The 12,941-nt window shown below is 28.4% G+C and carries 18 protein-coding genes and 1 riboswitch; of the genes, 3 read left to right on the top strand and 15 right to left on the bottom strand.

Annotation, left to right across the window (positions count from 1 at the left end; all coding sequences use genetic code 11):
- Positions 1-21 precede the first annotated feature (21 nt).
- Positions 22-88: riboswitch (SAM riboswitch) on the top strand.
- A gap of 2 nt (positions 89-90) precedes the next feature.
- On the top strand, positions 91-1,419 hold the full coding sequence (locus tag ACTTBM_RS02675) for an O-acetylhomoserine aminocarboxypropyltransferase/cysteine synthase family protein (protein WP_440634598.1): 1,329 nt from the start codon (positions 91-93) through the stop codon (positions 1,417-1,419).
- 27 nt (positions 1,420-1,446) lie between these two features.
- Here ACTTBM_RS02675 and ACTTBM_RS02670 read toward each other — a convergent pair whose 3' ends face one another.
- Entirely contained in the window at positions 1,447-2,427 is a 981-nt protein-coding gene (locus tag ACTTBM_RS02670) for a COX15/CtaA family protein (RefSeq protein ID WP_440634597.1), read from the bottom strand.
- A gap of 88 nt (positions 2,428-2,515) precedes the next feature.
- Here ACTTBM_RS02670 and ACTTBM_RS02665 point away from each other — a divergent pair, with 88 nt between their 5' ends.
- Positions 2,516-2,806, top strand: a complete 291-nt coding sequence (locus ACTTBM_RS02665; protein WP_440634596.1) for a chorismate mutase — start codon at positions 2,516-2,518, stop codon at positions 2,804-2,806.
- 1 nt (position 2,807) lies between these two features.
- On the opposite strand, the gene ACTTBM_RS02660 is transcribed toward ACTTBM_RS02665, so the two are convergent.
- The 6 genes from ACTTBM_RS02660 to ACTTBM_RS02635 are packed head-to-tail and all read right to left on the bottom strand — an operon-like array spanning position 2,808 to position 5,322.
- Positions 2,808-2,999, bottom strand: coding sequence for a 50S ribosomal protein L33 (locus ACTTBM_RS02660; RefSeq protein ID WP_440634595.1), 192 nt, complete (start codon positions 2,997-2,999; stop codon positions 2,808-2,810).
- Complete coding sequence (locus ACTTBM_RS02655) at positions 3,000-3,362, bottom strand: MerR family transcriptional regulator (RefSeq protein ID WP_440634594.1); 363 nt, start codon at positions 3,360-3,362, stop codon at positions 3,000-3,002.
- Positions 3,355-3,654 (bottom strand): HU family DNA-binding protein, encoded by a 300-nt coding sequence (locus tag ACTTBM_RS02650; RefSeq protein ID WP_262589169.1) that lies wholly within the window; start codon positions 3,652-3,654, stop codon positions 3,355-3,357. The genes ACTTBM_RS02655 and ACTTBM_RS02650 overlap by 8 nt, the downstream gene beginning before the upstream one ends.
- Entirely contained in the window at positions 3,655-4,656 is a 1,002-nt protein-coding gene (plsX, locus tag ACTTBM_RS02645; RefSeq protein WP_440634593.1) for a phosphate acyltransferase PlsX, read from the bottom strand. It abuts the gene before it with no gap.
- A 13-nt stretch (positions 4,657-4,669) separates the two neighbouring features.
- Entirely contained in the window at positions 4,670-4,852 is a 183-nt protein-coding gene (gene rpmF / locus ACTTBM_RS02640) for a 50S ribosomal protein L32 (RefSeq protein WP_023853776.1), read from the bottom strand.
- Between the two features lie 2 nt (positions 4,853-4,854).
- Positions 4,855-5,322 carry a ubiquinol-cytochrome C chaperone family protein gene (locus ACTTBM_RS02635; protein ID WP_440634592.1) on the bottom strand — a complete coding sequence of 156 codons (468 nt, stop codon included), beginning with the start codon at positions 5,320-5,322 and terminating at the stop codon, positions 4,855-4,857.
- Here ACTTBM_RS02635 and bamE point away from each other — a divergent pair.
- Positions 5,321-5,806, top strand: a complete 486-nt coding sequence (bamE, locus tag ACTTBM_RS02630; RefSeq protein ID WP_440634591.1) for an outer membrane protein assembly factor BamE domain-containing protein — start codon at positions 5,321-5,323, stop codon at positions 5,804-5,806. The two genes, ACTTBM_RS02635 and bamE, sit on opposite strands and share 2 nt — an antisense overlap.
- On the opposite strand, the gene ACTTBM_RS02625 is transcribed toward bamE, so the two are convergent.
- From ACTTBM_RS02625 to nrdR, 8 genes are all read right to left on the bottom strand, one after another.
- Positions 5,793-7,898 (bottom strand): sodium-translocating pyrophosphatase, encoded by a 2,106-nt coding sequence (locus ACTTBM_RS02625; RefSeq protein ID WP_075506739.1) that lies wholly within the window; start codon positions 7,896-7,898, stop codon positions 5,793-5,795. The genes bamE and ACTTBM_RS02625 overlap by 14 nt on opposite strands.
- A gap of 76 nt (positions 7,899-7,974) precedes the next feature.
- On the bottom strand, positions 7,975-8,934 hold the full coding sequence (gene thiL, locus ACTTBM_RS02620) for a thiamine-phosphate kinase (protein WP_440634590.1): 960 nt from the start codon (positions 8,932-8,934) through the stop codon (positions 7,975-7,977).
- On the bottom strand, positions 8,927-9,328 hold the full coding sequence (locus ACTTBM_RS02615; protein WP_262589163.1) for a transcription antitermination factor NusB: 402 nt from the start codon (positions 9,326-9,328) through the stop codon (positions 8,927-8,929). The genes thiL and ACTTBM_RS02615 overlap by 8 nt, the downstream gene beginning before the upstream one ends.
- Positions 9,325-9,714, bottom strand: a complete 390-nt coding sequence (ribH, locus tag ACTTBM_RS02610; protein ID WP_075506742.1) for a 6,7-dimethyl-8-ribityllumazine synthase — start codon at positions 9,712-9,714, stop codon at positions 9,325-9,327. Before ribH ends, ACTTBM_RS02615 begins: the two co-directional genes overlap by 4 nt.
- On the bottom strand, positions 9,714-10,814 hold the full coding sequence (ribB, locus tag ACTTBM_RS02605) for a 3,4-dihydroxy-2-butanone-4-phosphate synthase (protein WP_440634589.1): 1,101 nt from the start codon (positions 10,812-10,814) through the stop codon (positions 9,714-9,716). The genes ribH and ribB overlap by 1 nt, the downstream gene beginning before the upstream one ends.
- Entirely contained in the window at positions 10,801-11,394 is a 594-nt protein-coding gene (locus tag ACTTBM_RS02600; protein WP_440634588.1) for a riboflavin synthase, read from the bottom strand. The genes ribB and ACTTBM_RS02600 overlap by 14 nt, the downstream gene beginning before the upstream one ends.
- Positions 11,387-12,499 (bottom strand): bifunctional diaminohydroxyphosphoribosylaminopyrimidine deaminase/5-amino-6-(5-phosphoribosylamino)uracil reductase RibD, encoded by a 1,113-nt coding sequence (gene ribD / locus ACTTBM_RS02595; protein WP_440634587.1) that lies wholly within the window; start codon positions 12,497-12,499, stop codon positions 11,387-11,389. Before ribD ends, ACTTBM_RS02600 begins: the two co-directional genes overlap by 8 nt.
- Positions 12,480-12,938, bottom strand: a complete 459-nt coding sequence (gene nrdR / locus ACTTBM_RS02590; RefSeq protein ID WP_440634586.1) for a transcriptional regulator NrdR — start codon at positions 12,936-12,938, stop codon at positions 12,480-12,482. The genes ribD and nrdR overlap by 20 nt, the downstream gene beginning before the upstream one ends.
- Between the last annotated feature and the right edge of the window lie 3 nt (positions 12,939-12,941).

The following is a 12,941-nucleotide window of genomic DNA, read 5'->3' as shown; positions in this document are numbered from 1 at the left end:
AAAATGGAATTTTCATAAAATTATATCGGTAGGCATTTGAACTGTATTGTGCGCCTTGCATAAAGCAAAAGCACTAAAAAAGGAGTAAAAATGAGTACAAAAAGAAATAATCCAGAAACTATTGCGATACATGGTGGAGACTACAGAAGTGATCCAGCTACAAATTCAGTAGCAGTTCCAATTTATAGAACAACCTCGTATCAATTTAATAACACTGAACATGCAGCTAATTTATTTGCGTTAAAAGAGTTTGGAAACATCTATACACGAATAATGAATCCGACTAACGATGTGTTGGAAAAGAGAATCGCTGCTCTTGAAGGTGGTCTTGCAAGTTTAACTGTAGCATCTGGGCAAACCGCTTCTACTTTTGCAATATTAAACGTTGCTCAAGCTGGAGATAATATTGTTAGTTCAACAGATCTTTATGGTGGAACAGTTTCTTTATTTACGCATACTTTAAGTAAGCTTGGTATAGAAGTAAGATATGCAGATCCTTCAGATCCAAAAAACTTTGAAAAAGCAATAGACGATAAAACTAGAGCTTTTTATGGAGAAACATTACCAAACCCATATTTAAGAGTTTTTCCAATTAAAGAGGTTTCAGATATTGGTAGAAAATATAACATTCCATTAATCTTAGATAACACTGCTGCCCCTGTAATTTGTAAACCAATTGAACATGGTGCTGCTGTGGTTGTTTATTCTTTAACAAAATATATAGCAGGTCATGGAACAGTAGTTGGGGGTGCACTAGTAGATGGTGGAAATTTTGATTGGACAGCAGATCCAAAAAGACAGCCACTATTTAATGAACCTGATTCAAGTTATGGAGGTGTTGTTTGGGGTAAAGCTGTGCCCGAATTAACAGGTGCAAATGTTGCTTTTGCAGTTAGAGCAAGAGTAACCCTATTAAGAGATTTAGGATCAGCTCTTTCTCCGGATAATGCATTTGGCGTCATACAAGGACTTGAAACAGTTGCTTTAAGAATGAAACAACACTGTGATAATGCTGCAAAAGTGGTTGAGTACTTAAAAAATCATAAAGCAGTTAAGAGAGTAATTTATTCCACTGAACATAATGAAGAGATATCAAGTCGAGCAAAAAAATATCTTAAAAATGGTAATGGTGCTTTAGTTGGTATTGAATTATCTGGTGGTATCGAAGCTGGTAAAAAATTCATTGAGGCTTTAAAAATGTTTTACCACGTTGCAAATATAGGTGACGCTAGAAGTTTAGCAATACACCCAGCAACAACTACTCACAGTCAATTAAATGAGGATGAATTAGCTGCTTCAGGTGTAACCCCTGGATATGTTAGACTTTGTATTGGTTTGGAACATATAGATGATATCATCGATGATTTAGATCAAGCTTTAGACAAATCATCAAAAGGTAATTTAAAAGCAGTTAGTTAATTTTATTTATATGTCTACAAATAGAAATTAATTAATCTGTCTTTTGTATTTTGAGATAAATAAAAAATACAAAGTTGAAAGTATTATCAAAATAGAATTTATCTGGTGTAAAGATGCAAATAACATTTTTACTCCAGATAAAATAGTTATCACACCAAGAAAAATTTGAAATGCCAAAGTCAAACCAATTACAGTGATAGGTTTGTATAATTTTTTGTTTCCAGTGTTAATTACCTTAAAGAGGATTAAGGCATAAAAGACAATAATCAAGTATGCTAAATTTCTATGTATAAATTGAACAATAGAGGGATTATCAAAAACTTTCAAATTCAAAAACTCTTTAAAACTACTATCATCAGGAAAATAATTAACTCCCATCAATGGCCAGGTGTTATAGATTTTACCAGCATCCATACCAGATACAAAAGCACCTATAATTAATTGCAAAAATAATAAAACTAAAAAAATTTTTACTATAAAAAGATTAATTGAAATTGTTTGATTTGAAGAGGATGATAACTTTAAAAATTGCCAATATACAATTGATAAAATGATAAATGCTGTTACCAAATGTATTGCTAGTCTATAATGACTAACATCTATTCTTTCAACTAATCCACTTGATACCATGTACCAACCCAAAAATCCTTGAAAACAAACCAGTAAAAAAATGAGTCCATATTTTTTTATAATCCAAACTCCTTGTTTAAATGAAAAATAAACCATTGGAAGTAATACTGTTAAACCAATTATTCTCCCTAACTGCCTGTGTCCCCACTCCCACCAAAATATTACTTTAAATTCATCAAGCGTCATATTGAAGTTTTGTTGGCTGTATTCAGGAATTGTTTTATATAAATTAAAATATTCTAACCATTTTTCATTTGTAAAAGGTGGAAAAAAACCAACAAATAATTCCCAAGTAGTAATTGATAGACCGGAGTCAGTTAATCTTGTTAAACCTCCAACCAATATTATTAAAGAAACTAAAATTAATAATGATAGCATCCACGATTTAAGTTGATTATTTAAATGATTATTCTCACTGTACATGTTCAGATAAATATAATAATTATTAAGTATTCCAATAAATTAAATGTCGCCAAATAATAAAAAAAAACTAGATTTAATAAGAGTTAAGCTTGATAAGCTAGATAATAAACTATTATCACTTATAAAATATAGAACAAAACTAGTTGAGGAAGTTTTAAAGCTAAAAGAATTTAAAAAAGAAATCGTAGATAAGAAAAGAATTAATTTTATATTAAAAAAAATTAAAACAAAATCTCTAAAACAAGGCATTGATCCAAAAATAACTAATCGTATTTGGAAAAATATGATTTGGTCTTATATTGAGTACGAAAGAAGAAATTTTAAAAAAAAATAATTTACTTACTATGCGGTGGAAGCTTTTTCTCCACAAATATTTCGTGTTTTCTTGTGTCTGGATTATATTTTTTTGCAGATAATTTTACTTTTGCTTTCTCGCCACCTGCTGGTTTTTTTACATAATAAAAGTAAGGACTATCAGGTTTAGCTTCTGGAACCATTCTAACTTTTACGTGTGTTTTTTTTGCCATTTATTTTAGTGTTTTTAAAATATTTGAAATTTTAATTAACTTATTTTTTAATTTCTCAGCTTTTATAGATTTATCTGCCATTTCGTCAAGCTTTAAAGTATCTTCATTATCCAGGATCTTTTTAACTCCATTAATTGTCATTCCTTGATCTTTAAGCAAATATTTAATCTTCTTAAGAAGATCTATATTTTTTTCATCATAATATCTCCTATTGGAATTAAGAATTTTTGGCTTGATTTGTTTAAACTGTGTTTCCCAAAATCTTATTATGTGAGTAGGCAAAGAACCTTTCTTATTGACTTTTAAGTCTAAAATTTTAGCAACCTCACCAATAGTTTTGTAAGCTTGATCAGCTTTATCCATAATCTTTAAGATTTATAAACTCTTTAAATTCTTTTGAAGGTTTAAATAAAACAACATCCCTACTAGTTATTACTTTAGTTTCCTTAGTTTTTGGGTTTCTACCAATTCTACTTTTTTTTTGTCTAATGGAAAAAGTTCCAAATTTAGATAATTTAAGTTTTTTCTCAGATTTAATGTTAGAAACAATCGTAGATAAAAAATCATCAATTAAATTTTCTGAAATCTGTTTAGAAAAACCTAGTTGCATATAAACTAAATTAACTAAATCTTTTTTAGTTAAATTTATTCTCATTTAAAGATTCTGTTTAATCTTTTCTATCAAATTACCTTTAACAATTCTATGACAAACATCTAATGAGTTAGCGAAGCCAACGTAATCAGTGCCACCATGACTTTTTACTACTGGAGAATCTAATCCTATAAAAATTGCACCATTATACAGTCTTGGATCTAATCTTTTTTTAAATTTTTTTAAATTTGAAACATTTAAAAGAGAGGATATTTTTCCTATCCAATTGCCAGTCATTGCTTTTTTCAATTCGCTTGTAATGAAATTTGCTGTCCCTTCAGCTGTTTTTAATGCGACATTTCCAGTAAATCCATCGGATACAATTACATCAACTTCACCATCCATTATATGATTACCCTCAATGTATCCAGAAAAATTAAAATTTTCAGATTTTTTATCATTAAGAACTTGATATGTTTCTTTTATTACTTCATTACCCTTTAATTCTTCTGAGCCAATATTCAATAAAGCAACATTGGCTATTTCATCTGGGTATAATGAATTATAAAGAGCAGCTCCCATCGAAGAAAAATCACTCAAATTTTTTGAACTACACTCAATATTAGCTCCAAGATCTAATACAACGCTCATACCCTTTTTATTTGGCCAAAGCGCAGACAAAGCTGGTTTGTCTATATTTTCGATCATTTTAAGATTCAATTTTGATACAACTAATAGTGCACCAGTATTACCAGCAGATATAACTATATCAGCCTGCTTTTCTTTAACACTCTGAATGGCAAGCCACATACTTGTGTCCTTTCCTCTTTTGGCACCTTCTAAAGGACTGTCTGTACTTTTAATTGAATTTTCAGTATGAAAAATTTCATAGAACTCTTTATTAATTTTATTTTCAATTAATGGAGAAATTTTATTTTTATCCCCAAATATTTTATAAAAATTATTTTTATTTGATTGGTGGTTATATATAATGCCATCAATAACTTTTTTTGGTGAACCGTCACCTCCCATTGCATCAACTGCAATTTTAATTTTTTCGGACATTAAGATTATTATACTATTCTTTTGGGTCTAAAACTTGTCTACCCTTATACATGCCAGTTTTTAAATCCAGATGATGAGAAAGCCTGTATTCACCTGATTTTTTATCCTCAACTATATTTTTAGTTGAAAATTTCATTGTTTGTGCCCGTCTCATTCCAGTTCTGGAAGGGGTTTGTTTTCGTTTAGGTACAGCCATAATTATGGGTTACTTACACTTTTTATATAAGAATTCAAAGTTTTTTTTGACAAATTTATGTTAAATTCCTCAAAATAATTATATAAATCGTCAATATTTTTAAAATCGACTAAAAATATTGATAGTTTTTCAATTTTATCTGCTTTGGATAGTTTATCCCAAAAATGGATTTCGGAAACCATAGAATGAAACAAATTTATGTAATCTTTCATCTTTTTATTTATAGATTGATCACCATAACCTATCTCTCTTATACTTAATTCCAACTGTCTAAAGTTAAAATCATATATTTCCTGTAAAACTTTTTTATTGTCTTCATTTTTATAATTTTTAAGAAAAAAAGAAAAATGAAGTAAAAATAAAGTTAAACGATCTGAAAAATTGTCTTGTCTATTTAAATTTTTATACAAATCTTTATTTCTAGTGAAATTAATTAAATTATTGTAAATATAAATAAAAGAATTTTTCATGAAAAATCTATTATATATAATTTTTGCTTTTATAGTAGTTTCTAACTGTTCCTTTAAACCTGTTATTAAACAACATGGTGTGCCATTTCTAGATAAAAAAGAAAAATTACTAATAGTAAATAAGAGCAATAAAAATGATATAAAAAAAATTTTAGGTAACCCATCGACAACAAGTAAATTTGATAATGATGTACTAATTTACATTGAAAGACAACAAACTCAATCAAAATTAAAACATTTAGGTCAAATGAAGATACTTAAAAATCACGTGTTAGTCTTAGAAATTGATAAATACGGTATTTTAAAAAAGAAAAGTTTTTATAACAAAGATGATATGGAAAGAATTAAAATTGTTGATGCAACAACTGACTCTGACTTTAAAAAAACGTCATTTATTTACAAATTTATGTCAAGTATGAGACAAAAAATTAATGACCCTCTTGGTGTGAGGGCCAAAAAACGTAAAGAAATTAGCCAGCGATAACTGCTAACAATAATAAAGCTACAATATTTGTAATTTTAATCATTGGATTAACAGCTGGACCTGCAGTATCCTTATATGGATCTCCTACTGTATCACCTGTAACAGCAGCCTTGTGTGCTTCTGAACCTTTTCCACCATGATTTCCATCTTCAATATACTTCTTGGCATTGTCCCATGCGCCACCACCAGCAGTCATAGAAACAGCAACAAAGAGTCCTGTAATAATAACTCCTAAAAGCATAGCTCCAACAGCAGCTAAGGCAGCTACCTGACCACCTATTGATAGAATTATAAAATATAAAACTACAGGTGATAGTACTGGTAACAATGATGGAATTATCATTTCTTTAATTGCAGCAACAGTCAACAAGTCAACTAATTTTGCATAATCAGGTTTTTGTTTTCTTTTCATGATACCTGGAAATTTTTTAAACTGTCTTCTAACTTCTACAACAACGGCACCACCTGCTCTTCCAACAGCTTGCATTCCCATAGAACCAAATAAGTAAGGTAACATTCCACCAATTAACAAACCAACTACAACATAAGGGTTTGATAAGTCAAAAGTTACAACAATACCTTCAAGAGCAGAGCCTGCTTCTTTTGAAAAATGTTTGATATCTTCAGTGTAAGCTGCAAATAAAACGAGTGCACCTAAACCGGCAGAGCCAATGGCATATCCTTTTGTAACAGCTTTAGTAGTGTTACCAACAGCATCTAGAGCATCAGTAGTTTTTCTAACTTTTTTATCCAAGTTAGACATCTCAGCTATTCCTCCAGCATTATCAGTTACTGGGCCATAAGCATCTAACGCAACAACCATTCCAGCTAACGCTAACATTGTTGTAACAGCAATTGCAATACCAAATAGGCCAGCAATAGAATTTGTAATTAAGATACCGGCAACAATGATTAATGCAGGTATTGCTGTTGCTTCCATTGATACAGCTAAACCTTGAATAACATTAGTTCCATGACCAGTTGTTGATGATAAAGCCACTGATTTAACAGGTCTATAACTTGTTCCTGTGTAATATTCTGTAATCCAGATTAACAAACCAGTAATAACTAAACCAATTACTCCACAGTAATATAAATCCATTCCATTAAATGTATTTCCATTAACAGTGTATTCATTTGTAAAACCAATTACATGATCTGTTACAGGCCAAAGAATAGCTAATGATGCAACCGCAGATACAATAAATCCTTTGTATAATGCGTTCATCACATTGTTATCTTTTCCAAGTTTAACAAAGAATGTACCTATAATAGATGTCAATAAACAAGCAGCACCAATTGTAAGAGGATAGATCATCATATTAAGATCACCTACGAAGAAAATTGATGATAAAACCATAGTTGCAACAATAGTAACAGCATATGTTTCAAATAAATCTGCTGCCATTCCAGCACAGTCACCAACATTGTCTCCAACGTTGTCAGCAATTACTGCTGGATTTCTTGGGTCATCCTCAGGAATACCAGCTTCAACCTTACCAACAAGGTCAGCTCCAACATCTGCACCCTTAGTAAAAATACCCCCACCTAATCTTGCAAAAATTGAAATCAAAGAAGCACCAAACCCTAATGCAACTAGTGCATTCACTATTTCTCTTTCATCAACTTCAAATTTTAATAATAAAAAATAATAAACTGCTATTGCCAACAATGCTAAACCAGCAACCAACATACCAGTTACAGCACCAGATTTAAAAGCCACTGAAAGGCCTTGAGCTAGACCTTTTCTTGAAGCTTCAGCAGTTCTCACATTGGCTTCTACAGAAACTAACATGCCGACATATCCTGCAATACCGGATAATGCTGCACCAATTAAATAACCTAGGCCAACTAATGGGCTAAATGCAATACTAACTATTACAAGAACAGCTGCACCAACAATTGCAATTGTTTTGTATTGTCTTGCTAGATAAGCCTTTGCTCCGATTTGAATAGCTGAAGCAATATCTTGCATTTTTGCATTTCCTGCACTTGAATTTAAAATATTTTTTCCAGTTAAAAATCCATATACAATAGATAAAAAACCAGCTCCGATTGTGTATAATAATATAGTTTCGACAGTTGCGCTCATATAACCCTTAGTTGTTGGTTGTTAATTTTTTAAGCCCGGACAATACAAAAAAAGTCAAAAAAGACAATAATTAACTTCAAAATTGATGGATATAACCACCTGTATTATTGGCGATTTCTCTACCTTTTTGATCTAAAATTAAAGACCTGTTTCTACCAGATAAAATAGTTCCTATTTTAGAAATTTTTACACCAAGAGATTTACTTAATTTATTTATGATTCTGGCATTTTTTGGTTTGGCAGTGAATAAAATTTGATAATCATCTCCATTAGAAACTAAATTAATTTTTTTTAAATTCCTACTATTGATTAACTGGTTAAGATTTCTTGATACAGGAATAAATTTTTCATAAATTTTATAAGAGACATTTTGCTTGTTTATTAATTTATTCAAGTCTGTGATTAAACCATCAGATATATCCATAGAACTAGTTGCTAGAGAGATTAAATTTTTAGAAAACTTATTTTGGATATCGGGCATATAATATTTATTTATAAAATACTTCATTTTAGATTTACTCAACTTAATTTTATTTTTTAAAACTTGAAGTCCAATAAAACTATCACCCAAATTTCCTGTAACATATATATCATTATTTACATTAGATTGATTTCTGTAGATTATTTTTTTTGAATATCCAACTGAAGTTATTGTAAAGCTAAGTTTATTGGAAAAAGTTGTATCTCCTCCTCCTAATAATAAATCATATTTTTTCTGTTCTTCCCTTAAAGAATTAGATATTTTTTTTAGATTATTTTTTGTAAAGTTGTTTTTGTTTCCCGATCCTGCAATAAAATAATATTTTGGATTAACTCCTTTACAGATTAAATCAGAAATTGATGATCTTAAAATTTTTTTAATAACTAAATCTGGTTTTTTAAAATCTATAAAATGTGTACCTATGTTGTATGTATCTACAGAAATAACTAATCCTTTTTTTTTATCAAAAAAAACATCATCGTTTAAATTTAAAGCAGCTTTATTTTTTTTAGAAATATTAGAAAAATAATTATTTATTAATTCAAATTCATGCATTTGTTCTTAATTTTTTTCCAACATTATCAAGCAAAGCATTTAGGTACTTAGTTTGTGAATTTTCTAAGAAATAATTTGATGAATTTAAATACTCTTTAATAATTATGTTTAAGGATAAATTAGGTTTGTACATTAATTCGTATGTAGCAGCTTTTAAAATAGTTTGAAAAACCTTATCTAAATTTTCAAAGACAAATTCATCACCTAATTTATTTTTTAATTCATCTATAATTAGATCATTTCTTTCGATAGTTCCTAGTACAATATCTTTAATAAATTTTTTAAATCTGTGTTTTGGAAACTGTAATTCATCATCTTCGTTATAAAATTTACCATAGAGTTTTTGAATTATTATAACTCTAGGATTATTTTTTGGATTAAAATGTGTTCTCATTTTTGAGATAGAACAGAAATTACTGCTTCAGCTGCTTCCGCACCTTTTTTCTTTCTCGCTTTAGCTTGAGACATATTCAAACAAGTAATTATTCCATTCCCAATTGGTTTTTTACTTGAAATTGATAATTCCATAATACCATTAGTTGCTGCTTGAGAAATAAAATCAAAGTGAGGAGTTTGACCCTTAATAACACAGCCTAAAGCTAAAAAAGCATCATGCTTATTTATGTTTTTTGAAATAGTTACTGGGATTTCAAAAGCTCCCGGAACATTAATGACTTTTATATTATTTTTTTTTGAGATTAATTTTAAAGCACTTTTAAGTAGTCCATCTGCAATATCTTTGTAATAATCAGCTATAACAATCAAAATTTTTTTCTTCATTATATCAATTCCTGTTTAGTAATTTTTATACCATAACCATCTAAACCAATAACTTTTTTTGGAGATTTTGTGATTAATATCATATTTTTAATTTTCAAATCTTTTATAATTTGAGCTCCAATTCCGTAATTTCTTATTAATTTATCATTACCCTTTTTATAAAAATCTTTATTTTTATAATCTTTTAGAGTTTGTGTTACAGATTTTAAATTAGAGTCTTTAATAAAGATTAATACACAATTGTTATATTTTTTAAAATAATTCAAAGTTTTGTTAAATGAGTTTGGTAATTGTTGATTAATTAAATAATTTTGAACTACATTTGAGGAGATCACTCTTACCCTTGGGGTAATACCCTTTTTTATTTTTCCTTTAATTAAAGCAAAATGTTCTGCACCATCAATTAAATTTTCATAAATTCGAATATTATACTTTTGATCTTTTACAATTATGGAGCTTTGTTTTTTTAATTTAATTAATTTTTCTTTTTTAAGTCTATAAGCAATCAAATCTTCAATCTTACCTATTTTAAGTTTATGCTTATTTGCAAAATTAAATAAATCGATACCTTTGGCCATTGTTCCATCTTCGTTCATAATTTCACAAATAACAGCTGAATTATTTTTTTTTGCTAATTTTGAGATATCAACTGAAGCTTCTGTATGTCCAGCTCTAACAAGTACACCTCCATCTTTTGCTATTATTGGAAAAACATGACCTGGAGATACAATTTCATTTTTGTTAGCATTTTTCTTTGAAGCAACTTTAATTGTTTTGGCTCTATCCTTCGCTGAAATTCCAGTTGTAATTCCCTTTTTAGCTTCGATAGAAATGGTAAATGCAGTTTTATTTCTTGATTGATTAATTGGTGACATTAATGAAAGGTTTAATTTTTTTGCCTGAACACTATCTAGAGCTAAACAAATTAAACCTCTGCCATACTTGGCCATAAAATTTATATTTTTTGAATTAGTATCTGATGTGGATATTACTAAATCGCCTTCATTTTCTCTTTTTTCATCATCAACTAAAATGAACATTCCACCTTTTCTGGCAATGCTGATAATAGTTTCTATTGATGCAAAATTATTTTTTGTCATTAAAATAATTTCTTACATATTTAGACAAGATATCAATCTCAATATTTACCAAACTAGATTTTTTTAAAGTAGATAAATTGGTCTCTTTATAAGTATGGGGAATAATCCAAATTTGAAAACCTTTTTTTGTAATTTTTGAAATTGTAAGAGAGATGCCATTTACACATATTGACGCCTTCTCTATTAAATGTTTTCTTTCTTTTTTTGGTATCTCAAAATCAAAAAGATATGATTTATCTATTTTATTAATACTATTAACTATTCCAACCGTATCCACATGACCCTGACAAATATGGCCAGAAATTTTAGTTCCATATTTCAAAGGTAATTCTAAATTCAAAACATCATTTGTTTTGAGAAATTTAAATTTGGACCTAATTAAAGTTTCATTAGATAAATAAAACTCCATTATTTTTGCCTTATACGAAATTAATGTGAGACATACCCCATCACACGCTACTGACAATCCCATATCTTTTGATGAAACCTTTAAGTTACTTTTAACAAATATATTGATGCCTTTTGGTCTTTTAGTAATTCTTTTGACAGTGCCTTGGTTATATATAATTCCGTTAAACATAATTTTTATATAATTCTATTTTATCTTTTTTTAATTTCAGATTTAATTTTGACTTATATCTATATTTTGATTTTAAAGTATTAAAACTGTTAAATTTAACAAATTCTGTATTTTTAGATAAATTATTTGAACTTTTAAATAAATAAAATTTATTAAAAATTTTATCATTTATGAATGATTTTGTAAGTTTATCTCCACCTTCAACCAATAAATTTCTACTTCCTAAAAAATAAAGTTTTTTTAATATTTCTTTTAATTTGAATTCTTTATTTTTATTAATTTTAGATTTGATTAATAAAACTTTTTTAGACTTAAATAATAAGATTTTTGATTTTGCTGCTTCATTATAAAAAATAATTGTTTTTATTTTAGTTGCAGATTTTATTAAGTAAGAGTTTGGATTAGAGTTTAGCTTATTATCTAAAATAACTCTTATAGGTGAAAAATTATTTTTGTTTTTAAGTCTACAATTAAGTTTTGGATTATCCTTATTTAAGGTTTTGTATGAAATTAGTATCGTATCATTTTTGTATCTTAAAAAATGTGAAAATTTATCAGAATAAATATTAGTAATTTTTTGCTTTTCTTTACTATAAATTAAATTGTTCTTTGAAACTGCAATTTTACCTGTAACAAAAGGTATTTGGTTTTTTCTGTTAAAAAAATAAGGATAGTAAAACCGACTGACATCTTTTTTTAAAAGGTTTTTTCCAACTTTTATTTTACTTGATTTTAGAACTTTAAAAGATTTGCCGCTAACACGCACGTCAATATCAGAAATTGAGTAAATAACTTCTGATATTTTTGATTTAATTATTAAATTTGTACAAGGTGGTGTTTTTCCTTTATGACAACACGGTTCTAGTGTGACATACATCTTTGAGCCAGAAACATTTTCTATAGAATCTTTAATCGCATTTCGTTCAGCATGAGGTCTTCCATCATGTGAAGTCTGTCCTATAGATATAATTTTATTATTTTTAACAATTACACATCCAACAGATGGATTTGTGCCGGTTAAACCTTCGCGAGCAATTGCCAAATTAAGGGCAATTTGCATGAATTGTTTATCTTTACTGGTAAAATTATCTTTTTTTGTAGACATCTAATCTGTCCACGAATTGCACAAAGTCTTTTTCTTCTCTAAAATTTCTATAAACAGAAGCAAAACGCACATATGCTACAGGATCAAGCTCTTTTAATCCTTCCATAACCATTGTTCCAATTGTACTTGTTGATATTTCTGTTTGTCCAAGTTCTTCTAATGATCTTGAGATTTTACTTATAAATTTTTCTGCAGTTTCAGTATCAATTGGTCTCTTTTTTAATGCTATATAGATTGATTTAGATAATTTATCTCTGTCAAAGGAAGATTTTCTCCCATTTTTTTTAACAACCATTAATTCTCTAAATTGAATTCTTTCAAAGGTAGTAAACCTTTCACCACATATACATAATCGTCTTCTTCTGATTGCAGTTCCATCTTCAGTTGGTCTAGAATCTACAACTGATGTATCACCTTTTTTTTTACAAGGACAAATCATTAT

Source organism: Candidatus Pelagibacter sp. HIMB1746 (assembly GCF_052047555.1).
Classification (GTDB): domain Bacteria; phylum Pseudomonadota; class Alphaproteobacteria; order Pelagibacterales; family Pelagibacteraceae; genus Pelagibacter.
Note: the sequence above shows the minus strand (reverse complement) of the source record. Positions and strands in the feature narration are given on the sequence as shown.